The sequence below is a fragment of the Geofilum rubicundum JCM 15548 genome (assembly GCF_000974365.1).
In the GTDB taxonomy this organism is placed as follows: Bacteria; Bacteroidota; Bacteroidia; order Bacteroidales; family Marinilabiliaceae; genus Geofilum; species Geofilum rubicundum.
In genome coordinates, this window is record NZ_BAZW01000007.1 from 92231 (window position 1) to 113998 (window position 21768).

Here is a 21768-nt window from a genome sequence, read left to right on the forward strand (position 1 = left end):
ATGGAATCAACAGAGAACTTCAACAATACTTCGAACAGTGAACTGTTCGAGAGTCGCTTAAAAGTGCAGGAACTCAATCACCTGGCCTATCGTATTCGCAACGAAATTTCAAAAATTATTGTGGGACAGGAAAGGGTGCTGGATTTATTGCTGACCGCCCTTTTGGCCAATGGCCATGTGCTCATTGAGGGCGTGCCGGGGGTTGCCAAGACGCTTATTGCCAAGCTGCTGGCGAGGAGTTTGGATACAGGCTTTTCGAGAATTCAGTTTACGCCGGATTTGATGCCTTCTGACGTTTTGGGGACAACCGTTTTCAATTCTGCGACTTCTGGTTTTGAGTTTAAAAGCGGACCTGTTTTCTCGAATATGATTCTGATTGATGAGGTGAACCGGGCGCCCGCGAAAACACAATCGGCCTTGTTTGAGGTCATGGAAGAACGGCAGGTAACCATTGACGGCGAAACGCACGCCATGGACCATCCTTTTTTGGTCCTGGCCACCCAAAATCCGGTGGAGCATGAGGGGACTTACCGCTTGCCTGAAGCGCAACTGGACCGCTTCCTGTTTAAAATAAAAATTGATTATCCGACATTGGAGCAAGAAGTGGGCATTTTACAAAATGCCTGTGAGCGGGGCAATGTGGTGGAAGTGGATCAGATTCAACCGGTGGTGACAGCGGCTGAAATTATGGAATTCCAGGAGTTGGTGCATCACGTCCTTGTTGAGCCTCAGCTTCTGCGTTACATAGCTACCATTGTAGAAAAGACCCGGAACCACAGTTCGCTGTACCTGGGCGGAAGTCCCCGTGCCTCTTTGTCCATTCTCAAAGCCTCCAGGCTTTTGCCGCGCTGGAAGGACGTGATTTTGTCACACCCGAAGATATCCAGGAGGTCCTATTCCCCGTTTTGACGCACCGGGTCATTTTAAGTCCCGAAAAGGAAATGGAAGGTGTCAAACCCGAGGCTGTTATTCGGCAGATTGTCGATTCCGTGGAAGTTCCCCGTTAGTCTTTTAATTTAAAAACTGTTACTGCCCAGTGAAATACTTCATCCAATCCGTTTACACCAATAGTTTGTTTTATAAAGCATTGTGGAGCCTCAGTGTCTTGTTTGTCTGTTCGTTTATCTGGCCCCTTCTTTATGCTTTATCAGTCGTTTTGCTTTTGCTATGGATCAGCTTGGCTTTGGTGGATTTGGTGATGCTTTATCCCAAAGGCAGTCGGGATTTTATCAGAGCGGATCGGGTTTTACCGGAAAGATTTTCGAATGGTGACCGCAACGAAGTGGTATTGCACTTAGAGAGTTTGTTTCCCTTTGCGGTCCAATCAGAGGTCATAGATGAGGTGCCTGTTCAGTTTCAATTGAGAAACCTTTCCTTTAAACCCTTGCTGATTCCACGTCAAAAAATTAAGCAGTCGTATGGTTTAAAGCCCGTTGAACGTGGTGAGTATCATTTTGGTGCTCTGAATGTCTTCATTACCGGTAGAATTGGTTTTTTTAGCCGGCGGTATACCTTTAACAAGGGTGCCATGATAAAGGTGTATCCTTCCTTTGTTCAGATGCGGCGCTATGAAATAATGGCCATTAGCAACCGCTTGAGTGAAATGGGGGTTAAGAAAATCCGAAAAATGGGCCATCATACCGAGTTTGATCAGATTCGGGATTACATCAAAGGGGACGACGTGCGGACCATCAATTGGAAAGCCACCGCTCGTAAAGGACACTTGATGGTGAACCAATACCAGGATGAAAAGTCGCAACAGGTTTTTTGCCTGGTGGACATGGGGCGAACCATGAAAATGCCCTTTGATGGCATGACCCTGCTGGACTACGCCATTAATACCAGTCTGGTGATTTCTAACATAGCCCTTCTTAAGCACGATAAAACCGGTTTGGTTACTTTTAGTGATAAGGTGAATGCCATGCTTCCTGCGCGTAATGAAGGACGGCATTTGCAGAGCATCATGGAGGTTTTGTACAACCAGCAAACGGACTTTGGTGAGCACAATATGGAGGGTTTGTACAGCCTTGTTCGCCACCGTATTCATCAGCGCAGTTTGCTCATTCTGTTTTCCAATTTTGAGAGTCTGGAATCTGCCCGTCGCGTTATTCCCCTATTGGGCAGTTTGGCCAATAGTCATTTGTTGATGGTTGTTTTTTTCGAGAACGAAGAAATTGTCAGGCTGATCCGCAATGAATCAGGTGATTCTGAGGAGATATACCGGCAAGCCATTGCTGAGAAGTTCATTTATGACAAAAAGCAAATTGTCAAAGAGTTGGAAAGGAGAGGCATTTATGTGGTACTCACCAATCCCGAAAATCTGACCGTGGACACCATGAATCGCTACCTCGAGTTTAAGTCGCGGGGTCTTATCTGATGACTGTTTTTGGCGGATTAAATCTGTTTTACATCATTTGAGAATATTTTGGCAGTCCAGAGACCTTCCGTTTATTGGAAATTGGCTAACTTTTGTATCTGTTTAAAAATGAATGATGGCATTATGGTACGACGGATGTTCTTGGGTTTTTGTCTGTTACTCTTACCGGTTTTTTTAACGGCTCAGGGCGATGAGCGACCCCGGGTAGGGCTTGTCTTGAGCGGTGGAGGCGCTAAGGGATTTGCGCATATAGGCGTATTAAAGGTTTTGGAAGAGGCCGGGATTCGGCCCGATTATATTACCGGTACAAGTATGGGCAGTATTATTGGAGGACTCTATGCCATTGGCTATACTGCTTCAGAACTGGATTCTATCGCAAAGACACTCGATTGGGGGCAATTACTGACCGACAGGGTTTTGTTGTCGGACGTTATTCCCGAAGAAAAAATGGACTATCAAAGGTTTCAGGTAGAGTTGGATATCACCAAAGACGGACTGCAGGTGCCGGCCGGTTTTGTTGGCGGTCATTCTATTTCTGAAACTTTTTCCCGCTTATCTGCACGTGTGGCCGGCATTGATTCATTTGATCACTATCCCATTCCATTTAAATGTGTGGCAGCCGATTTAATCAGTGGGGACCAGGTGGTGCTGGATGAAGGTAGTTTTGCTAATGCACTTCGGGCAAGCATGTCCATTCCGTCTGTATTTTCGCCTGTAGTAAAGGACAGTATGTTGTTGATTGATGGAGGTGTTTTAAATAATTTTCCGGTCCACCTTTGTCAGAGAATGGGCGCCGAGATCATTATCGGGGTCAATGTGGCGATGCCGATAAGATGCAAATCACTGATCTCACATCCCCGCTGAGTGTTTTGTCGGCCTCTGCCATGATTGCCAACAGTATTACCATGCGCCGGCAAATTGATGATGTGGATATTCTCATATCACCGCTTATGGAGCCATACAATGCCGGAAGTTTCTTCGATAGTCCCCAAATTATATTGAGGGGAGAAGCCGCGGCCCGAGAAAAGATGGATGAGCTTTTGCGTTTGTCGCAGCGCCTGGATTCCATGGGGCAACAACCTGCGCCATCTGTTCCTCCTGCCCCTGAAGTCTACTTGATTTCCCAAATCCATCTGGAGGGTGTCGATTATATCAGTCACCGGTTTTTCATGTCCAGTTTTGATATCGCCCCGGGTGACGCTATTACCCTTAATCAATTGGCGAAGGGCATTAGTCGCCTGATGGGAACACGGTATTTTGAAACGGTGACCTATGAATTAACCCCTGAGAAAGAAGGTTATGTATTGACCATGTATGCGAAGGAGTCGGCCCGGGCGCGTTTGAAATTCTCTTTGCATTATGACAATGAATACAAGGCAGGTATCCTTACCAATGTTACGCTGCGCAATGTCCTGGCCAGAGGTAACCGCTTAAGTGCTACCATGGATGTGTCGGAACGTCCGCGTCTCCATACTTCCATCATTAGTTACTATGGGGACAATCACCGGGCGGCATCGCGACTGGATTTGGTGTGGGAAAACAATAATTTTCCGGTTTATCTGGAGGGAGGTTCCAGGTATGGCAGTTTTATCCATAATTATACGGATTTAACCCTGGGCTTTATGTCCTCCCTGGATACCAAGTGGCTGTTAAGAGGCTATATGGAACTGGAGCGAAGTGTGCTGAAGCGTCAGAGTGGATTTTATGAGGTTTTCTCGGCCGGTGTTGAAAAATTTGGCAATGTTTTTATCTCCACCAATTTTTCGCTCAACAGAAATACGATTAATCGTCGGTTTTTCCAACCCGGGGCAGTGAATTGTCACTAAAGTACCGTTTTTACATCAACAACAGTGCTGTTTATCATGGCGATCCGGCCTCGAGAGAGTTGGTGGCGGATGCCATAGAGCCCCTTTATAATAACTTTTCGGCCGTTTCGGGTCATTATCTCACTTATTGGGGGCTTCATGACCGTCTGGTTATTAGTCCGCGTTTGCAAGGGAGTTATTCCAATCGTTCGCTCCCCCTTCCCGGATTCAATTTTGTGGGTGGCATGCCCTTTCAGCTGCGTTCCAATGAGGTGAGTTTTGTCGGCTTGTCTTCCCGTGAAAAAGTTGTTCAGGATTATGCTATGGCGCAGTTGAATGTGCGATACCAGTTTTTAAGAAACATGCATGTTACAGGAATTGTCAATGGACTGGTCTCCCACAACGAAGGTGATTCAGCGTTTCAGCCGGTAGTGATGGCCAGCGATGAGCGGATTTTCGGTTACGGACTTTTACTGGAGTATGACAGCTTCCTGGGGCCCATCCAGTTTGGGGCATCCAACAGCAATGTCGCTGGTGGATTGAGGTGGTATCTGGGGGTTGGTTACTCATTTTGACCGGCTTTTATTTGAGCGCTAAGCGCCCTGGCTACCAGCAGGTCAAATGGCGACGTGATCTTAATATTTTCTGTATTGCCCTCTGTCAAGTAAACCGTGTGACCGGCGGCTTCCACCACGGAGGCGTCATCTGTAAAACTTTCCCGGAAGGGCAGTTGGTAAGCTTTTTTGAGTAGGTCTGTCTTAAATACCTGAGGGGTTTGCACCAGTCTGAAACTGTTTCTGGGCCTGGACAAGCTGCCTGTGGCAGAGAGTTCACGAATGGAATCAACCAGGGGAATGGTAGGGATGGCTGCTCCGTGTTCTTTGGCTTGGGCAAAACAATTTTTTATGGTGGCATCGGACACAAAGGGCCGCACCCCATCGTGCACGCCCGTCAGTCCCCTGACATCATCAATGACAGAGAGTCCGTTCATGACACTCTCAAAACGGGTCGGTCCGCCATGGACAATGGTATGGGGAATCTCAAAGTGAAAGGTGCGGCACAGTTCCTCCCAATAGGCTTGTTGGCGTTCGGGAAGTACCAATATGATTCGCAGCGCTGAGTGGAATTGATGGAAGCGCTCAATGGTCAGCATCAGCAGCGGCTTCTGATGGATGATCAAAAACTGTTTGGGGATGGATTCACCCATTCTTTGACCGCTTCCACCTGCTACAATAATGATATAGTTTTGAATGTTGTTTTTGAACATTTTGTTTGAAAGGTTTTCGGTTGACTTCGAATTAATTGGTTATGTTAAATATATTCAAAAATGATTAATGGGGCAATCAAAAATACAAATTCTGCGTAGACAAGCACTCGGTATACTTACTAAAAATGATGGGGAGATATTTATGAAGTGGATGAGATTTGAGTTTACTAAGCTCAGGAACAGGTTATTGGTCTATTTTGGATTGCTGACCTTTTCCATTATTATTATACAGGCCGTGGTGAGTTACTCTACCGTAAAAAGCACTTTGCAAAAGGACATTCGGGAACAACAACTGCTGTCTTTCCTGGAGGCTTCGCAGGCTGAATTACGCGCGACCCTGGAAAAGGGGCTGGAGGCTTCTATTGGTCTGGCCGACGATCAATTGTTGCTCGACTGGTTTGCCAGTGAGGAAAGCAATGGGGACTTGTCCCATTATGCCCTGGAGAAGGTGGATCAGCTGTATTCGAAGATGGACTATCCGAATGCTTTTGCGGCTTCAGCCACCACCAATAAGTTTTACATTCAGGGCCACGCCCATGTCAACACTTTAGCCAGAAGTAACCCTTCCGATGGTTGGTTTTTTAATTTGATGGATGCCGGTCAGAAATATGAATTGAATTATGACTATAACGCTTCCCTTGACCAGACTTTTTTCTTTTACAATGTTTTAATGGGTGATTTGGAGAATCCACTGGGAGTGGCTGGCGTAGGCATTGATCCGGGTGAATTGATTCATCAGTTTGTGAGTCGAAAAATCACGGAAAATGCGGAAGTCTGGATGGTAGATGCATCCGGAAATGTGATTATTTCAGAGAATGTCGAACAAATTGGAACGCCCCTTGGAGAGATCGTGGGTGCCACCACCGTTGAGCAACTTCTGGCTGATAGTCGCGGAGGTGTACTGCCCAACAGAGCACTGGGGGGTGATAACGCGGATTTTGCGGTTATGCCTGTAGGCAATACCGGCTTCTCTGCGGTAATGGCCGCACCGGTGTCCGAGTTGCTGGTGGTGATTCGACCCATAGCTATCAGTAGTTTTGTTTTGAGTATCCTCTTTTTGGGGGTAACCCTGGTCATTGTTATGTGGCTGGCCCGATCCATAACCAAACCTCTGAGCGAAATTACCAGTCACTCCGATGTTTTTGCCAATGGGGATTTGACGAAAGATATGAGCGCGGACGTTTTGGCCAGAGCGGATGAGCTGGGACAGTTGGCCCAGTCGTTTTCGCGACTAAAAAGTCAGATTGGCGATATGATTGCCCAGGCCAGCAGTGCGGCCCTGACCATTTCGAAAGGAAATCTGGAAATGACGACTTCGGCTTCGCGACTGGCCGAAAGTGCTACCGAACAAGCTTCCTCCACCGAGGAGCTGTCGGCATCGATGGAGGAGATGGGTTCTAATATAAACCAGAACGCAGACAATGCCAATGAGACGGTAACCATTGTTCAGGATGCGGCCAACGAGGCCAAATCCGGTGAGTCCATGTTGATGGAGCTGTTCAGGCCATTGAATCCATTAACGAGAGCGTGGTGTTGATAGAAGATGTGGCCCGGCAGACCAATATTCTGGCTTTGAACGCTGCCATTGAGGCGGCACGTGCCGGGGAGCATGGGAGAGGATTCGCAGTAGTGGCCGGAGAAGTAAGACGTCTGGCCGAGCGAAGTCGGGTCAACGCTGAAAAAATCAATCAGTTGTCGGGCAATAGTGTTCTGATTGCGCGACAGGCCATGCAGATTTTTGCCGAAATGGTGCCAAAAATTATGAAGTCGGCTGAACTGGTGTTGGAAATCAGTGCCGCCTCCAAGGAGCAAAATGCCGGCGCAGAGCAAATCAATAATGCCTTGCTGGAGCTGGACCGGGTGTCGCAATCCAATGCTCAGGCCGCAGAAGATATCAATGGCATGGTGCATCAGTTCAATGATGAGGTGGATGCCATGAAACGGGTGGTGAGCTATTTTAATTTGTAAAATATTTTTGCCACAGAATAAGAAAGGCTGTCCAAATAATTTGGTTTAGCCACTGATAATTAAATGAAAGGAATACTTCCCGGATTGGTGAAGTATCCATAAAAAGAGGGCGTTCCGGAATATCGGGACGCCCTCTTTTTATGCGATAGTGTGGCTTTCTTAGGTCATGTATTTGTACCGCTTGATGCTTTTCTTAGGCGTTTTTTCAAATTCCTCGGGAAACAAAATGATTTTTGAAATGGACATGTAGGCCGGTAGACTTTCGTTCACTTCCTTTCTCAATTCCTGTAAAACGGACTCGATTTTTTCGGCGCTGCAATCCGACAGGTCGCACACCTCGTAATCGGGATACACTAGCGCTTCAATTTTTCCGTCACTCTCACGCACCAGACATTCCTGTACGATGTCCATGCTGGCCAAAACGGTCTCAATCTCCTCCGGGTAAATGTTTTGTCCCGAAGCCCCCAGTATCATGTTTTTGCTGCGACCGCGAATGTATATGAAGTTTTCGGCATCTATGATGCCCAAATCACCCGTCCGCAGCCAGCCGTCCGCGGTAAAAATTTCCCGGGTGGCCTTTTCGTTTTTGTAATAACCCAGGAGGGTATTGTCGCCTTTGACCTGGATTTCCCCCACAATATTGAAAGGGTCTTCGCTGTCGATGCGGACCTGCATGCGGTCGACAATTTGTCCGGCCGAATGCAACCGGGTTTTGGTCCATGGTGTATAACTGATAAGCGGGCCACACTCGGTCATTCCGTAACCTACGGTGAGCGGAAAGTTGATTTTCTTAAGGAACTGCTCCACATCCTTGTTAAGCGCTGCGCCACCAACCACCATTTCTTTGAACGCACCCCCAAAGGTATCCACGAGGGTTTTTCGCACTTTGCTGTACACCAGTTTATTCGCAATGGGCAGTTTCAACATGGTTTTGAGTGGCGAACTTTCCAGTTTTGGCATGATCCGACGCTTAAAAATCTTTTCCAGAATGAGCGGAACGGAAAGAATCAAATGGGGTTTAATGGCCCTGAAGGCTTCTGTAATAATCTGCGGAGAGGGGGTTCTGGTGATAAAAGTGATGTGGCATCCTGTGATGAAAGGCCATAAGAACTCGAACAGGCAGCCGTAGGCATGGGCCATGGGCAGGAAGGATACAATTCTTTCACCCGCGACCAGATCGAAGGTATCGCTGGCATATTGCACATTCGACCATATGCTGCGATGCGGCAGCAAAACACCTTTTGAAAAGCCCGATGTGCCGGATGTGTAGGATAAAACCATGACCTGTTCAGCGGGAACAGAGGCATAGCGAAGGCGTTGAATGTCGAAAGGGCCCGGTGGATCTTCTGTTTTCTTCAGTGCTTTTTCAACCATCCGGGTCAGTTTCCCATGGTGGTCATTGAGGGGCTGAAAGTTCTCCACCGCCAGAATACCCTTGACTTTGGGAAGTTGTGTTTCATCAATTTTTTCAAACATGCGACTGGTGGCAAACAGCAACACCGATTCTGAATGGTTGAGGATGTGATGAATGTCGTTGCTGTGAAAATCCGGCAAAATGGGTACAATAACGGCCCCATAGGTGATGGTGGCCAGATAGATGATGCCCCAGTTGGAGGAATTTCTTCCAATCAGTGCCACCTTATCGCCTTCCCTGACGCCCAGCTCTTTAAAAGTGGTGTGAAGTTGAAAGATGGATTTTCCTACTTCGCGAAAAGAATAGTGTTGGCTTTGGTAATCACTGAAAGCCAGTGAGTCTCTGTTATTTTCAATGGTGCTTTGCACCATTGATATATATCCATTGGATTCCATACAAGTGGTCATTAAATTAATAAAACATTCGGCAAAAAACGTCCAAATTTTGACTTTATTATTTAGAATACCAAATAATTCAGGTAAAGAAAGACCCATTAGATGGTTGAGATTGTATTTTTGTTTATCTTAGGTTTCTTTATTAGGGAGGTAATACTAAGGTAAGCATTTTTGTAGGACAAGTAAAAAAATGGGGAGAGGGAGATTATGACATTCGATGAGTTATTTGATCAGATTAAAGCCGGGAAACTGGATCGGCAAAATGCCCGGCGGCATTTTTCTCTGGACTGGCTGGAAACGGCCAGCAGTTATATTGCAGATGTAAACCGGGGGGCGCGCATCAATATCCCCGAGATTATTTACGGGGAATATAAAACCCGTCAGCAAACGATTGAGGTGGCAGATGCTTTGCTGCAAAGGCATCCGAGAGTGATTGTGTCTCGCAGTCCCTTCAATAATGAGCTGGAAGCACATTACCGGGATCGATATCCCGTTATCAATGCCGATCTGGTTTTGGTGGTGGGCGATCTGCCTGAACCAAAGGGCAGTGTCCTCGTGATAAGTGCCGGGGCTGCGGATCATCCGGTCGTGGACGAATGTGCCATCACTTTGCGCAGTATTGGGGTGCAGCCATTGGTTTTTGAGGATCGTGGTATTGCGCACCCCACACGGGTGCTGGATGCCGTAAGGGAGGGTATCAGTAAGGATGCTTCTGCCGTGGTTGTGGTGGCCGGCATGGAAGGCGCTCTGGCCCCCTTTGTAGCCTCACTGGTCCCGCTGCCCGTTATCGGGGTGCCCACCTCTGTGGGCTATGGCTTTAGGGCCAAAGAGGCGGCTTTGACATCCATGCTGGCATCCTGTGCGCCCAATCTCACGGTCGTGAATATAGATGGAGGGATACGTGGAGCTGTTGTTTCCGGGTTGATTGCACGCAACCGGGAAAAATAATTTAAACAACTTCTAAGACTTTAAAGACATTTTAAATTATGGAATTGTACATCAATCCACAAGGTGGTTTTGCCGGTGATATGTTTGCGGCTGCCCTTATTAGTGCCGGGGCGGATGCGACCAAAGTGACTGCTGCTATGCAAAAAGCGGCGGAAAAGATTGGTAAAGCTTCTGTCCGGCATGTTGTGACGGCCGACGGCAGTTCACGTATGCTTATTAAGGTGGAGCATCATCACGGTCACTTGTCGTCACACAAAGCCCTTCACCTGCTGGAGCATTTAATGGAAGATCTGAAGATTGAAAGGCTTTATGCCGAATTTGGATTCAGGATGCTCAAGGCCTTGATTCAGGCGGAGAAAACGGCGCACGAAACCCATGATTTTGATATGGGGGATCACCATTTCCACCACCACCATCAGCCGGATGAAGGCGGGGGTCATGGAGACCATCACCATCACCACGATCAGGCACATTACCAGGAGCCTGAAGCATGGCTGCATGAGGCGCAGGACATCCTGATAGATATTATGGGCGCTGTAATGGGGCTTCAGTTGTTGGGCGTGCCCCCAAAAGCCCAATTGTTGAATCCGGTGGCTTATGGTGGCGGATCCGTGAGCTTTTCACACGGCACCCTGAGGGTGCCGGCACCGGCAACGGATGTGATGATTAAAACTAACGCCATACCTGTAACAGCAGGCCCCATAGAGATTGAGTTATTCACGCCCACCGGGGCTGCTGCATTGACCGCTTTGGGGGTGACGGAGGTCGTTGACCAACCGGAACGTCCTGTTTTTAGACATGGTAAATCCAGGGGAACCAAGGACTTGCCGATTCCCCCGCTGGAAATTATGGTGATGTAAAAGTGGCTTATACGTAAACGTTACCCACTTTGATCAGTTTGGGAATGTTTAATAGTTTGATTTTACGGCCGTTCAGCTCTATGAGTTGATCGGCTTTAAATTCGGATAACAGACGTATGACCGATTCGGTAGCTGTGCCCACCATGTTGGCCAGCTCTTCTCTGGTTAATGATATTTGCAGGGTGTTATCGTCATCCAGCTCAAAGGTGTCCATTAGCAGTAAAAGCACTTCTGCCAGTCTTTCACGTACTGTTTTTTGGGCGATGTCCGTTAAAAACTTGTTAGACTCACCAAGTTCCCGGCAGGTGAGCTTCATGAGATCCATGGCAAACTCGGAATTGGTTTTGATGAAGCCGGTCAGGGCTTCACCGGGGATGTAGCATAAGGTTGTTTCTTGTATGGCCTCTGCTGTGGTGCAGGCCAGTTCATCGCTAATAACCGATCGGAACGCAATTAAATCGCCTTTACGGGCAAAACGAATGATTTGCTCCTTGCCATCAAAGCCGGTTTTGTATATCTTTAATACGCCACTGTTGACAATGTAGCTGCCGTTAATGCGGCTGCCTTCATTGTATATGATCGCCCCTTTCTTATAAAAATGGCAAATCATACTTTGTGTGGCCAGCTCAATTTGTTCATTGCTGAGGCCTTTGAATATTTCATATTGGCGAAGGTCCGGATGCTCTATACCGGATTGGTTTTCATCTCGTTTCATACAGGTGTATATGGTGATGTGGAATGATTAATATCATTTTCTTTTAACAAAGATAGAAATAAAGATTAAATTTGCATCAGGTACCTAATAATTTAAATATATTGATACATGAAGAGCGAAGTAAGTATAAAATGGCAAGGTAACATGTCCTTTGAGACGGAGATCTCCGGACATAAACTGACGATTGATGCCGGTCCTGAGGTGGGAGGAGAAAACAAAGGTCCGCGCCCCAAGCCTTTTGTCCTTTTGGCCTTAGCCGGCTGTACCGGAATGGATGTGGTTTCCATGTTAAAAAAAATGCGGGTAGAGTTTGATAATTTGGAAATTAAGGTCGAGGGGGATTTGACCGAGGAACATCCAAAGACGTTCGAGGGAATGAAGATTATTTACGAGTTTACGGGGAGTAATCTGCCTTTGGACAAAATAGAGAAGGCGGTTCATCTCTCTGAAACGAAATATTGTGGGGTTTCTGCGCTTTATAAAAAAGCGATACCCATTTCTACAGAGATCCGTTTGCTTTAATTTTTAAGACCTGTGTTTACCATATAAAGCCGTTTAGATGATGCGTCTAAGCGGCTTTGTGGTTCGTTTTTTGCAGTCATTTGGACCTCGTATTATTTTCATCTTCTAAATATTGGTACGTGAAGAACAAGCTACCGGCCTCTTTAAAAGGGAAAGTGTTGATTACCACTGCTGTTGGATTGATTACCATCCTGGTGATCTATCTCGCCATTGATCGGGCCTTTGATAAAATCACCACCAATATTGATCAACTGGCCAAGCCCAACGAGCGTCTGATGGAAGTCAACCGGCTGTTTAGAGGCGTTTCGCAATTGAATCATCTGCAGCAAAAAGAGGCAGCCAGTGGCCGACGCGACCCCTCCATGTCATTTATACAGGAGTCGGATGCCGTTTATGAAGCGCTCGATACCTTGCAATGGTTGTTTGCCGGTGATAGTTTACAGTTGCAGCGTGTGGAAAGCATTGATGAGCTGCTGACGCGTCGCAAGGAGGTTTTTGTGGAGTATCTGCAATTGCAGTACCGGCGCAACGCAAGTCCGGACATTCGGTCATTTTTGACAAAGGTGGCCGAAGAAACCCGAGTGGCAGATTCCCTGTCGCAAAGGCGGTTACTGCAAACGCACAAAAAAACCACCACAACCACGGTGTCATCTGATACCATAAGGGAAGAGCGAACAGGTTTTTTGCAACGTTTGTTTGGGCGCTCAGAGCCGGAAAGTGAATCGGAGGTCATCACCACCGCCACGCAGGTGGATGAGGAAGTGATAACAGCGATTGATACCCTTCATCTTATCAAGGCCGATTCACTGTTTACCATCCTGGAAAGTTCTTTGGACAGTCTTCAGAGCATTCAGTTGCAGGAGGCTGCCATGCTTCAACAGCGGGAATTTCAATTGCTGACCGTTAACAACCGTTTGATTCATCAAATAATTACCATTATAAATGCCCTGGAACAGGAAGAGATTGCCCGGCTCAATGAGGAAACCCAGGCGGCCTTTTCAACTGCTGGTGATACCATTCAGGTTTTAAATTTAATTGCTGTTGTATTTATTGCGGTTTCACTTCTTTTGGCCTTGATAGTTTTGCTGGATATATCCAAGAGCAATAAATACCGGGCTGAGCTGGAGGTGGTGAACGAAGCCGTGCGTCAGGAGGCTGCAGCCAAACAGCGCTTTTTGTCCAATATGAGCCACGAAATCCGAACCCCTTTGCAATCGATTTATGGCTATGCCGAGCAAGCCAAGCTGGCAGGCAAGGATTGGGTGGCGGTCGATGCCATTTATCATCCTGCCGCCCATTTGTTGAATGTGGTCAATGAAGTGTTGGATTATGCCAAGGTGACGTCCGGTCAGTTTACCTTTGATGCCAAACCTTTTGATTTGTTGCAGGAAGTGGACCATGTGGTCAAGGCTTTGGTACCATTGGCCGCTAAAAAGGGTATAGAGCTGACACATGAGGAAGAGGTCGGATCACCCGGGAAAATGGAAGGTGATCCCTTCAGGTTGCGACAAATTCTGTTCAATATCATTGGCAATGCCATTAAGTTTACCGATGAGGGACGGGTCACCGTTGAAACCACCGTTGAGGATAAGTCGGAAGGCTATGATGTGCGGATAGCTATCAGGGATACAGGTGTGGGGATTGCAGCAGAGCGCCTGCCCGATCTGTTTAAGGAATATACCAGGGAGGGATGGATGTTTCGGAAAAATATGGGGGGACGGGTTTGGGCCTGAGCATTGTGAAAAATATGGTGGAATTGCAGGGAGGAAGCGTTCAGGTGGAGAGTGAACCCGAGAAGCTCCTGCTTTACGGTTTTTATGTCCTATAAAAAAGTGGAAGGCGCCTCTGGCACACAAGAAAGCTTAGTCGGGAAGGATTCATTAGATTCAGGGGTGGTATGGATGGCAGATGACGACGCCTTAATTCTTAACCTGGGGGCTTCTATTCTAAAAAAACATAACGTGGAACATCGGGTGTTCACCAACGGTCTGGAGTTGTTGAAAACCTTTGATAAGGAAAAGCCGGATGTGATTTTTCTGGATATGCGTATGCCTGGAATGAGCGGACTGGAGGTTTGTGAACGCATCAGGCACCGAACCGGCCGCCTCATTAAAATTTATGCCTTGACGGCACAAGTGCTCCACAACGAGCAAACAGAATTGCTTGAGAAGGGATTTGACGGTATTGTCATGAAGCCGTTTCGTGAAGCGGACTTATTGGCCTCACTCGAAGGTATGGGTCCATCGTCGGATGGCTTAATTGAAGTGGATGTGTCGGGTCTGGCCAAAATGGCCGGTGATAATGTGGAGGAGATCGCCGATATTTTAGCCATTGTAAAAGAGGAAACGGCCAAAGACCTGGTCGCCATGAAATCTGCCTTGGCCGATCAGGACCATGAAAATCTGGTGCTGTTGGTTCATCGCCTGGCCGGGCGTGTGGGGCAGGTAGGGGCGCGAAACTATGCCTTGGATCTGCGTGATGCCGAACGGACTTTAAGAGAGTCTCCAGCCCCTGTGGATAAAGTTGAAATCGACCGACTGGCCCGGATGGGATATGGCTTCATCCGGACTCTGGAGGACATGCTGCAGACAACCTACAAGGTTTAGCCGGGGCTTAATTCAGACCGTATTTTTCCATTTTATTGTACAAAGTCTTTCGGTCGATGTTGAGTAAGCGGGCCGCTTTGGATTTATTTCCTCTGGCATCTTCGAGAACCCTTGCTATTTGCTCTTTTTCAGTTAATTCCTGAATGGCCTTAAGGTCTGTTTGGTTTTCAGGCCGGGTTTTGCTGTTGACCATTGAATGCAGCATTTCTTCAGGCAAAAGTTCCGTGGTGGCTTCTTTGCCTGTGGATAACAGCACCATTCGCCGAATGGTGTTTCTGAGTTCGCGGAGATTTCCCGGCCAATCATAATTCCTGAACATTTGAATGGCATCCGGTGCCAGCCGCTCAACGTCTCTGGTTAAATCATTATTGGCCTCACGTATGAAGAACTCGACAAAGAGTTGCATGTCTTCCTCACGTTCCCGAAGGGGCGGAACAAATATTTTAAATTCGTTGATTCTGTGGTACAAATCTTCTCTGAATTCACCCTCGCGGACACTCTCCATGAGGTTTTCATTGGTAGCAGCAATCAGGCGAATATCTACCGGAATCAATTGCTCACTGCCTACTGGCTGAATGACTTTTTCCTGAATGGCCCTTAAGAGTTTTATTTGTACTTCGTAGGAGAGGTTCCCGATCTCGTCCAGAAATAGCGTGCCGCCGGATGCGGTTTCAAACTGTCCTCTTTTGTCGATCAAGGCGCCTGTGAATGCGCCCTTGACATAGCCAAACAACTCACCAGCTGCCAAATCGCGGGACAGAACCCCACAGTCGATGGGCACAAAAGGTTTGGCAGCTCTTTTACTGGCCTCATGAATGGCGCGGGCAACATATTCTTTACCGGTACCACTTTCACCCTGAATAATGACAGACATGTCGGTAGGCGCCACCAATTTGATGAATTCCTGTAATTTGGCAGCCTTGGTACTGGTCCCTTTCACATACTTGTCCTCCTTGGACACGGGTTTGCTTAAGGGGGCTTTCTGATCCGTTTTGGCCAGTAATTGCTTTAAAATCATTAATAACTCATCGGGATTGACTGGTTTGGTGATGTAATCGGCAGCGCCCATTTTCATGGCGCGTACCACCGTTCTTACGTCATGAAAACCCGTCATTATTACTACATGGCCGGTGTTGGACTTCGATCGGATGGTTTCAAGAAGGTCGAGCCCGGTTCCATCAGGAAGGCGGTAGTCGAGCAGGTAAAGGTCGAACTGTTGCTTTTGTATGGATGAATTGGCGTCCTTGAGGTTGGTAGATAAAGTAACTTCAAATCCTTTTTTGGTTAAGAAGTTGTTTAGTATTCGGGCAAAAGCTATATCATCTTCTAAAATCAGCAGTTTGGTCATTGAAGTAAAGTTTGTTGTTAAGGGCCTCTAGGAAAAGCATTTCTTCGTTTGGAAATTTTACGCTAAGATAGAAAAAATGCATGGCTCCTTGGTGATTTTGTCCGCGTTTTTGTCGGCCTACTACCATAGAAAAAGCCGGAATCGTTATTCCGGCTTCTTTCCCCAAAACTAAACTTGAATTTACCCCAATGTCAGTAATTACTTAATTTCGCCTTCTGGCGTGATTTTTTTGGTTTTAGTTTCTTCGCCTTTGGTCAATTTCACCACATAAAGTGTTTTTTCTTCATCGGTGATTAAGGCAGCTTCACTAATGACCCATCCTTCGTCCACTTTAGCCTGAAGGGCTTCGGTGACAGCTTCCGGAAGGTCAGCTACTTCAACGGGTGTTTTTGACACCTCTTGCTCCACAACGACTGCGTTGGTGTTTTCCACTACGGTGTTGGCCGCAAAGCCAACAGTTGTGAAAAGACCTAAAGCCAGTGCGAGAGATAATACATTTAACTTTTTCATAATCAATCAATTTTAATATTACAATCTATTATTACTTGTGAGAGTACCTAAACACATGTCATAATCATGCCATGTTTGAGTCAGGTCTGTAATTCGCTTGCCGATAGCATTTTGCGCCATAAACTGTCTTTTTGAGTAGTGTGTATGGGGTGTGGAGTATGGGGATTTATTCCACAAAAAAACGGGTCGCATAATTATGGATTAAAATAAAAAGATACGTTTCTTTGTTAGGCGGGTCATTTGAGTTATATGTATAATGGAAATTAATATGGAAAATATGGAAAATTTAGTCAGTTCTGAATTTTGGCAAAGATTGTTCTCATCACTAATGGATTGGATCATCATTGAATTGCCTGGAATTTTTATTCTGGCACTGGTGTTGGTTTTGTTAACCAGAGGCATCAATATGGGCATTAATCAATTTAAAAAAGTGTTGCTGCGACGTGCCGAGCAAGATGAGAAAGTGGACAGTCTGGAAGCAGCCAAACGCATCAATACGCTTACAGACATTCTTATGGCGGTTGTTAAGGTGACCTTATACACGGTTTTCATCATTATGTTGATGAGCAAGTTTGGCGTAGATGTGGGGCCTTTACTGGCCAGTGCCGGTATTATTGGTCTGGCGGTTGGTTTTGGCGCCCAGGAATTGGTTCGGGATTATATTTCGGGCTTTTTTATGTTGCTGGAAGATCAGATTAGAACGGGTGATGTGGCCATTATTAATGGCACGGGTGGACTGGTGGAACGCATTGAATTGAGAACGATTACCCTTCGCGACCTTTCGGGCGTAACCCACGTCTTTCAGAACGGGAAAATCAGCACCTTGCCAATATGACCAAAGACTGGTCGGCCATGGTGTTTGATATCGGCGTGGCGTATAAGGAAGATGTGGATGAGGTGATGAAGGTAATGGCTGAGGTTGGGGACGACCTGATCAATGATGAGGTATTTAAACTAAAGATTCTGGAACCGCTGGAAATCTCTGGATTGAATGAGTTTGGCAACAGTGCCTTGGTTATTCGGGCACGGTTAAAGACGCGCCCTGGTGAGCAATGGACCGTTGGCAGGGAATTTCGCCGACGCTTAAAAATCGCATTTGATAAGCAGGGCATTGAAATACCGTTCCCACATACCACCGTCTATTGGGGAGATGAAATCAACCCATTAAAATTGCAAGTGGATAGAGGGGAAAAGGAGATGTCCTGATGACGGTCCTAAACAAATAGAAAAAGCGCGGTGATCACCGCGCTTTTTCTATTTGTTTTAAATTGACATCTTCCTTCAGAGGGTGACTGATTCATTGGTAAACGGCTCCGCAAAAAAAAACCTGGTTATTAAATGTTGGGCCGTATCCTATTTTACAGCGCCGATTTGAATTGTTCCAGAAAACGAATGTCATTTTCAAAAAACAGGCGTATGTCTTTGATTTGGTATTTGAGAACAGCAATACGTTCGATGCCCATACCAAAAGCAAAACCGGTATATTTTTTAGGATCGATGTGGCAATTGTCCAATACATTGGGGTCCACCATGCCACAGCCCAAAATCTCCACCCAGCCGGTGTTTTTGCACATGGTGCAACCGGCCCCTCCGCACAGGGTGCAAGAAATATCCATTTCTGCCGAAGGCTCCGTAAAGGGGAAATAGGATGGGCGCAGACGAATCTGCGTCTCCTGCCCGAACATTTCTTTGGCAAAATAGAGCAGGGTCTGTCTCAGGTCGGCAAAGGAGACATCCTGGTCGATATAAAGTCCCTCCACCTGATGGAAAATGCAGTGTGCTCTGGCCGAGATGGCTTCATTTCGAAAAACACGTCCCGGAAAAATGGCTCTGATGGGCGGCTCTTGCTGCTCCATCACCCGCACTTGCACAGAGGAGGTATGTGTGCGTAACAATACATCCGGGTCTTTATGGATGAAAAAGGTGTCCTGCATATCCCTGGCCGGGTGTTCCGGCGGAAAATTAAGGGCAGAAAACACGTGCCAGTCGTCCTCTATCTCCGGACCTTCCGCCACCGTAAAGCCCAATCGGGCGAATATGTCCACAATCTGATTGCGCACCACCGACAGCGGGTGGCGGCCCCCAAGGGGAAAGGATGTGCCGGGTAATGTCAGGTCGCTTCCCGATCCGGATGGCTCGGCATTTTCAAATTGGTCCCTGAGCTGCTGAATGGTCGATTGAGCTTCCGTTTTCAGTTCATTCAATGCCATGCCTACCGCTTTCTTTTCATGGGGAGGAACACTTTTAAAGTCCTCAAAAAGACTGGATACCAGTCCTTTTTTACTCAAATATTTGATTCTTAATTCCTCGGCCTGCGCAGCGCTTTCGGCTTTCAGACTTTTTATTTCAGTTAATAAGGCCTCAATTTTATTCAGCATGGAAACATCTTTTTATAATCCTGAAACAGATTTTTTAATATTTTGAAGCACAAAAATAAGAATAATACGGTCGGTTAGCGCCATAAATTGAGAGAAATGTAATGGTTTTGAAACAAAACCAGGTCCGCTTAAGCAGCCAAGTGTAAGCCAGACTGGCTGTTTTTAAAGGGATTTAGGCCGATTGTTTTAGACGCAGCTGAATAGAGTGGACCGCTTTAAGCATTAAGTATTGAAGGGTCAAACTAAAAATGATGGTGGCGCCGGAAGGGATGTTCATGGCATAGGCGGCCAACAAGCCTACCAATGAACCTACCAACCCAAAAATAATGGCCAGTCCCACAATTTTTCGAAATTGCTGGGTGTAAAGCATGGCTGTGGTCTGGGGGATGGTAAACAGGCTTAGAACCAGAATGATGCCCATGGCGCGAATGCTGACGACTATGGCCAGTGCTACCAGGATGGCCATGGTGTATCGGAAGATGGCCACCTTCAGACCATTGATTTTTGAAAATTCGGCATCAAAGGCACTGTATAGAATGGGCCGGTAAAATATCAAAAAGAACAGGCCGGTTAAGAGGGTCAGCGCCAGTATGGCATACACATCGGCCAATCCTACTGAGAGGATGCTGCCAAACAGAAAGCTCATGAGGTTGGGGGCATAACCGGGGGTTAAAAAAACGAAGATGATTCCCAGGGCCATGCCCAGCGACCAAAGGATGGCTATGGCACTGTCTTCTCGCATTTTGCCCTTGTTGGAAATCCATTCGATACCCGTACCGGTCAGGATGGCGAAGAAGGCGGCACCTAAAAAAGGGTTCAGACCCATGTAGTAGCAATGCCAATTCCGCCGAAGGAGGCATGGGTAATACCTCCGCTGATAAAGACATTTTTGCGCGCCACGATATAGGTACCGATGATGGCCGATAGAATGCTGATTAAAAGGGAGGCATAAAGGGCATTCTGAAAAAATGTATATTGAAACAGTTGGATAAAATCGTTCATTGGTCGTGTTTGTTTAATACGCGGTGGGGAATATTTCCATGGGCTATCACATCTATGGGGCAATTGTAAACCTTTAGCAGTTCAGCCGTTAAGGTGTTGGAGGCGTGGTAGTGTAACTGGCTGTTGACACAGGCGATGGTTTTAACCAGCGACGAAATCGTGCCCACATCGTGTGACACCAGTAAAATGGCCATCTCTTGATTGAGTTCCTGTAGCCATTGGTAAAGTTCTCCTTCAAAGTTTTTGTCCACGTAGGTATTGGGTTCATCCAATACCAAAAGATCGGGTTGGTTGATAAGTGCCCGGCAAAGCAAAACGCGTTGCAATTGTCCGCCCGACAATTCTCCGATGGGGCTGTCTTTGTAATCAATTAAACCGGTTTTTGTGAGGAGTTGGCCGACTTCCTGCTTTTGCGCTTTCTGAAGTAGGGGCCACCACTGGTTTTTTATTTTTAAGCCGGATTCCACCACCTCTTTAACGCTAATGGGGAAGGTTCGGTCTATCTGTGAGGCCTGCGGCAAATAGCCGATCTTTATTTTTCCTGAGGGGAATTTGACTTGTCCCTTAAAAGGCTGAATCAGTCCCAACAGCACTTTTATCATCGTCGTTTTGCCGCCTCCGTTAGGTCCAATCACCCCAATGAAGTCGTTGGGCTTTACCGTGAGTGATACATCCCGAAGCACGGTTTCGCCGTTATAGCCTGCGGTGATGTGGTCGAGTTGTGCTAAAGTACTACTCATTCAGATGGTTTTGAAGCGTTTGGGTCAGTTCTTCCATGGCCTCTGACCAATTGTAGGCCATGGGATTTATTTGCACCAGTGCAATGCCGGCTTCGTCACTGATGGTCCGGGCATTGCGGATATCATACTCCTCCTGAATAAAGATGACCGGAATGGATTCGTCCCTGGCTTTTTTTATGATTGTGGCGAGATAGGCCGGAGAGGGCTCTTTGCCATCTTGCTCTACAGCCGTCTGCACAAGGCCATAATCCCGGGCCAGGTAGCTTAAGGCTGGGTGAAAAATAAGGAATTCTTTTTTGGGCAGCTGACGGGTAACGGCCGTCAGGCGTTCATCGGTTTGACCAACCCTTAGAAGCAAGTCTTCGTAATTGGCATCAATGGTGCTTTTCAATTCCGGAAAGGACTCAATGAGGGCTGTTTTGATATGGGGAAGCAGTTGTAAGACGACTTTGGGCGACATCCAAACATGGGGGTCCACACCGTGATCATGCCCGTGCCCGTGGTGGTCGTGTTCACACGCCCCTGCAATAAGTTCTATATGATCCGATAGAATGACCGTTTTCATCTCTTTGTTCAGTTCTCCCAGTCGCGACATCCAGGCCTCTTCGTACCCCAGATGCCCTATGCCCATATACATTTTAGAGTCGGAGAGTTTTTTAAACTGCATAGAAGTGGGTGAGTAGGTGGCGTGACTGGAGCCCGGGGGAACCATCACATTCACCTCAACGCCTTCGTTGGTGAGCACATCTATGAAATATTTCTGAGGCAGTATGCTGACCGTTATCAGTTTTTGGTTGCTTTCTGTTCTGTTACAACCTGATGCAACAGCGATAACGAGAAGAAGGACCGTCATTAGGCGTAAAACTTGTTTTTGGTTGGAGGAAAGCTGGTCGATGGTTCGTTTCATATATCT

Annotated in this window: 24 protein-coding genes and 1 pseudogene; 16 read left to right on the forward strand and 9 right to left on the reverse strand. The window is 46.9% G+C overall.

Annotation, left to right across the window (positions count from 1 at the left end; translation table 11 throughout):
* The 6 genes from JCM15548_RS05730 (at position 1) to JCM15548_RS05750 (ending at position 4757) form a co-directional block, all read left to right on the forward strand.
* Positions 1–909: an AAA family ATPase gene (locus JCM15548_RS05730; protein ID WP_227625515.1), complete on the forward strand. Its 909-nt coding sequence runs from the start codon at positions 1–3 to the stop codon at positions 907–909.
* Positions 882–1007, forward strand: coding sequence for a hypothetical protein (locus JCM15548_RS23165; RefSeq protein WP_262486912.1), 126 nt, complete (start codon positions 882–884; stop codon positions 1005–1007). The genes JCM15548_RS05730 and JCM15548_RS23165 overlap by 28 nt, the downstream gene beginning before the upstream one ends.
* Positions 1008–1036: 29 nt before the next feature.
* A complete protein-coding gene (locus JCM15548_RS05735; RefSeq protein ID WP_062123236.1) occupies positions 1037–2377 on the forward strand; it encodes a DUF58 domain-containing protein in 1341 nt (446 codons plus the stop codon).
* Between the two features lie 108 nt (positions 2378–2485).
* Positions 2486–3241 carry a patatin-like phospholipase family protein gene (locus JCM15548_RS05740; RefSeq protein ID WP_083984990.1) on the forward strand — a complete coding sequence of 252 codons (756 nt, stop codon included), beginning with the start codon at positions 2486–2488 and terminating at the stop codon, positions 3239–3241.
* Complete coding sequence (locus tag JCM15548_RS05745; RefSeq protein WP_062123240.1) at positions 3211–4203, forward strand: BamA/TamA family outer membrane protein; 993 nt, start codon at positions 3211–3213, stop codon at positions 4201–4203. The genes JCM15548_RS05740 and JCM15548_RS05745 overlap by 31 nt, the downstream gene beginning before the upstream one ends.
* Entirely contained in the window at positions 4194–4757 is a 564-nt protein-coding gene (locus JCM15548_RS05750) for a hypothetical protein (protein WP_062123243.1), read from the forward strand. The genes JCM15548_RS05745 and JCM15548_RS05750 overlap by 10 nt, the downstream gene beginning before the upstream one ends.
* On the opposite strand, the gene JCM15548_RS05755 is transcribed toward JCM15548_RS05750, so the two are convergent.
* On the reverse strand, positions 4745–5449 hold the full coding sequence (locus JCM15548_RS05755; protein WP_062123246.1) for a 2-C-methyl-D-erythritol 4-phosphate cytidylyltransferase: 705 nt from the start codon (positions 5447–5449) through the stop codon (positions 4745–4747). The two genes, JCM15548_RS05750 and JCM15548_RS05755, sit on opposite strands and share 13 nt — an antisense overlap.
* Positions 5450–5591: 142 nt before the next feature.
* Here JCM15548_RS05755 and JCM15548_RS25940 point away from each other — a divergent pair, with 142 nt between their 5' ends.
* Together JCM15548_RS25940 and JCM15548_RS05765 are read left to right on the forward strand one after the other, a co-directional pair.
* The gene (locus tag JCM15548_RS25940; RefSeq protein WP_062123250.1) at positions 5592–6986 is read left to right on the forward strand and encodes a methyl-accepting chemotaxis protein; all 1395 of its coding nucleotides are present in this window, start codon (positions 5592–5594) and stop codon (positions 6984–6986) included.
* On the forward strand, positions 6980–7417 hold the full coding sequence (locus tag JCM15548_RS05765) for a methyl-accepting chemotaxis protein (RefSeq protein WP_305047374.1): 438 nt from the start codon (positions 6980–6982) through the stop codon (positions 7415–7417). The genes JCM15548_RS25940 and JCM15548_RS05765 overlap by 7 nt, the downstream gene beginning before the upstream one ends.
* A gap of 159 nt (positions 7418–7576) precedes the next feature.
* Here JCM15548_RS05765 and JCM15548_RS05770 read toward each other — a convergent pair whose 3' ends face one another.
* Positions 7577–9226: an AMP-binding protein gene (locus JCM15548_RS05770; protein WP_062123393.1), complete on the reverse strand. Its 1650-nt coding sequence runs from the start codon at positions 9224–9226 to the stop codon at positions 7577–7579.
* 207 nt (positions 9227–9433) lie between these two features.
* On the opposite strand from JCM15548_RS05770, the gene JCM15548_RS05775 reads away from it, so the two are divergent.
* Complete coding sequence (locus JCM15548_RS05775; RefSeq protein ID WP_062123254.1) at positions 9434–10174, forward strand: AIR carboxylase family protein; 741 nt, start codon at positions 9434–9436, stop codon at positions 10172–10174.
* A 38-nt stretch (positions 10175–10212) separates the two neighbouring features.
* Complete coding sequence (larC, locus tag JCM15548_RS05780) at positions 10213–11034, forward strand: nickel insertion protein (RefSeq protein ID WP_062123256.1); 822 nt, start codon at positions 10213–10215, stop codon at positions 11032–11034.
* A 7-nt stretch (positions 11035–11041) separates the two neighbouring features.
* Here larC and JCM15548_RS05785 read toward each other — a convergent pair whose 3' ends face one another.
* Complete coding sequence (locus tag JCM15548_RS05785; RefSeq protein WP_062123260.1) at positions 11042–11749, reverse strand: Crp/Fnr family transcriptional regulator; 708 nt, start codon at positions 11747–11749, stop codon at positions 11042–11044.
* Positions 11750–11857: 108 nt separating this feature from the next.
* Between JCM15548_RS05785 and JCM15548_RS05790 the strand changes: the two genes are divergently transcribed.
* From JCM15548_RS05790 to JCM15548_RS05800, 4 genes are all read left to right on the forward strand, one after another.
* The gene (locus JCM15548_RS05790; RefSeq protein ID WP_062123262.1) at positions 11858–12271 is read left to right on the forward strand and encodes an OsmC family protein; all 414 of its coding nucleotides are present in this window, start codon (positions 11858–11860) and stop codon (positions 12269–12271) included.
* Positions 12272–12390: 119 nt separating this feature from the next.
* Positions 12391–14004, forward strand: coding sequence for a sensor histidine kinase (locus tag JCM15548_RS25110; protein WP_062123265.1), 1614 nt, complete (start codon positions 12391–12393; stop codon positions 14002–14004).
* The gene (locus tag JCM15548_RS26170; RefSeq protein WP_083984993.1) at positions 13962–14099 is read left to right on the forward strand and encodes an ATP-binding protein; all 138 of its coding nucleotides are present in this window, start codon (positions 13962–13964) and stop codon (positions 14097–14099) included. Before JCM15548_RS25110 ends, JCM15548_RS26170 begins: the two co-directional genes overlap by 43 nt.
* A complete protein-coding gene (locus JCM15548_RS05800; protein ID WP_062123268.1) occupies positions 14089–14877 on the forward strand; it encodes an Hpt domain-containing response regulator in 789 nt (262 codons plus the stop codon). The genes JCM15548_RS26170 and JCM15548_RS05800 overlap by 11 nt, the downstream gene beginning before the upstream one ends.
* 7 nt (positions 14878–14884) lie before the next feature.
* On the opposite strand, the gene JCM15548_RS05805 is transcribed toward JCM15548_RS05800, so the two are convergent.
* Both JCM15548_RS05805 and JCM15548_RS05815 read right to left on the reverse strand, forming a co-directional pair.
* Positions 14885–16225: a sigma-54-dependent transcriptional regulator gene (locus JCM15548_RS05805; protein ID WP_062123271.1), complete on the reverse strand. Its 1341-nt coding sequence runs from the start codon at positions 16223–16225 to the stop codon at positions 14885–14887.
* Positions 16226–16423: 198 nt separating this feature from the next.
* Positions 16424–16735, reverse strand: coding sequence for a hypothetical protein (locus JCM15548_RS05815; protein WP_062123276.1), 312 nt, complete (start codon positions 16733–16735; stop codon positions 16424–16426).
* 277 nt (positions 16736–17012) lie between these two features.
* Here JCM15548_RS05815 and JCM15548_RS26175 point away from each other — a divergent pair, with 277 nt between their 5' ends.
* Entirely contained in the window at positions 17013–17570 is a 558-nt protein-coding gene (locus tag JCM15548_RS26175) for a mechanosensitive ion channel family protein (protein WP_369403675.1), read from the forward strand.
* Positions 17567–17941: a mechanosensitive ion channel family protein gene (locus tag JCM15548_RS26180; RefSeq protein ID WP_369403676.1), complete on the forward strand. Its 375-nt coding sequence runs from the start codon at positions 17567–17569 to the stop codon at positions 17939–17941. The genes JCM15548_RS26175 and JCM15548_RS26180 overlap by 4 nt, the downstream gene beginning before the upstream one ends.
* Positions 17942–18093: 152 nt before the next feature.
* Here JCM15548_RS26180 and pheS read toward each other — a convergent pair whose 3' ends face one another.
* From pheS to JCM15548_RS05840, 4 genes and pseudogenes are all read right to left on the reverse strand, one after another.
* Complete coding sequence (gene pheS, locus JCM15548_RS05825; protein WP_062123279.1) at positions 18094–19113, reverse strand: phenylalanine--tRNA ligase subunit alpha; 1020 nt, start codon at positions 19111–19113, stop codon at positions 18094–18096.
* A 172-nt stretch (positions 19114–19285) separates the two neighbouring features.
* A pseudogene (locus JCM15548_RS05830) lies at positions 19286–20115 on the reverse strand (metal ABC transporter permease).
* On the reverse strand, positions 20112–20855 hold the full coding sequence (locus tag JCM15548_RS05835; RefSeq protein WP_062123282.1) for a metal ABC transporter ATP-binding protein: 744 nt from the start codon (positions 20853–20855) through the stop codon (positions 20112–20114). Before JCM15548_RS05835 ends, JCM15548_RS05830 begins: the two are co-directional and overlap by 4 nt.
* The gene (locus tag JCM15548_RS05840) at positions 20848–21762 is read right to left on the reverse strand and encodes a metal ABC transporter solute-binding protein, Zn/Mn family (RefSeq protein WP_083984994.1); all 915 of its coding nucleotides are present in this window, start codon (positions 21760–21762) and stop codon (positions 20848–20850) included. Before JCM15548_RS05840 ends, JCM15548_RS05835 begins: the two co-directional genes overlap by 8 nt.
* Positions 21763–21768 lie beyond the last annotated feature (6 nt).

Excerpts from the sequence above, each read along its gene's own strand:
- JCM15548_RS05745 (WP_062123240.1), top strand. The coding sequence starts at position 3,211 with ATGCAAATCACTGATCTCACATCCCCGCTGAGTGTTTTGTCGGCCTCT.
- JCM15548_RS05800 (WP_062123268.1), top strand. The coding sequence starts at position 14,089 with ATGTCCTATAAAAAAGTGGAAGGCGCCTCTGGCACACAAGAAAGCTTA.
- JCM15548_RS05805 (WP_062123271.1), bottom strand. The coding sequence starts at position 16,225 with ATGACCAAACTGCTGATTTTAGAAGATGATATAGCTTTTGCCCGAATA.
- JCM15548_RS05755 (WP_062123246.1), bottom strand. The coding sequence starts at position 5,449 with ATGTTCAAAAACAACATTCAAAACTATATCATTATTGTAGCAGGTGGA.
- JCM15548_RS05835 (WP_062123282.1), bottom strand. The coding sequence starts at position 20,855 with ATGAGTAGTACTTTAGCACAACTCGACCACATCACCGCAGGCTATAAC.
- JCM15548_RS05840 (WP_083984994.1), bottom strand. The coding sequence starts at position 21,762 with ATGAAACGAACCATCGACCAGCTTTCCTCCAACCAAAAACAAGTTTTA.
- JCM15548_RS05775 (WP_062123254.1), top strand. The coding sequence starts at position 9,434 with ATGACATTCGATGAGTTATTTGATCAGATTAAAGCCGGGAAACTGGAT.
- JCM15548_RS05785 (WP_062123260.1), bottom strand. The coding sequence starts at position 11,749 with ATGAAACGAGATGAAAACCAATCCGGTATAGAGCATCCGGACCTTCGC.
- JCM15548_RS26175 (WP_369403675.1), top strand. The coding sequence starts at position 17,013 with ATGGAAAATTTAGTCAGTTCTGAATTTTGGCAAAGATTGTTCTCATCA.
- JCM15548_RS05730 (WP_227625515.1), top strand. The coding sequence starts at position 1 with ATGGAATCAACAGAGAACTTCAACAATACTTCGAACAGTGAACTGTTC.
- JCM15548_RS05815 (WP_062123276.1), bottom strand. The coding sequence starts at position 16,735 with ATGAAAAAGTTAAATGTATTATCTCTCGCACTGGCTTTAGGTCTTTTC.
- JCM15548_RS26170 (WP_083984993.1), top strand. The coding sequence starts at position 13,962 with ATGGATGTTTCGGAAAAATATGGGGGGACGGGTTTGGGCCTGAGCATT.
- JCM15548_RS05770 (WP_062123393.1), bottom strand. The coding sequence starts at position 9,226 with ATGGAATCCAATGGATATATATCAATGGTGCAAAGCACCATTGAAAAT.
- pheS (WP_062123279.1), bottom strand. The coding sequence starts at position 19,113 with ATGCTGAATAAAATTGAGGCCTTATTAACTGAAATAAAAAGTCTGAAA.
- JCM15548_RS05790 (WP_062123262.1), top strand. The coding sequence starts at position 11,858 with ATGAAGAGCGAAGTAAGTATAAAATGGCAAGGTAACATGTCCTTTGAG.
- JCM15548_RS25940 (WP_062123250.1), top strand. The coding sequence starts at position 5,592 with ATGAAGTGGATGAGATTTGAGTTTACTAAGCTCAGGAACAGGTTATTG.
- JCM15548_RS26180 (WP_369403676.1), top strand. The coding sequence starts at position 17,567 with ATGACCAAAGACTGGTCGGCCATGGTGTTTGATATCGGCGTGGCGTAT.
- larC (WP_062123256.1), top strand. The coding sequence starts at position 10,213 with ATGGAATTGTACATCAATCCACAAGGTGGTTTTGCCGGTGATATGTTT.
- JCM15548_RS05740 (WP_083984990.1), top strand. The coding sequence starts at position 2,486 with ATGAATGATGGCATTATGGTACGACGGATGTTCTTGGGTTTTTGTCTG.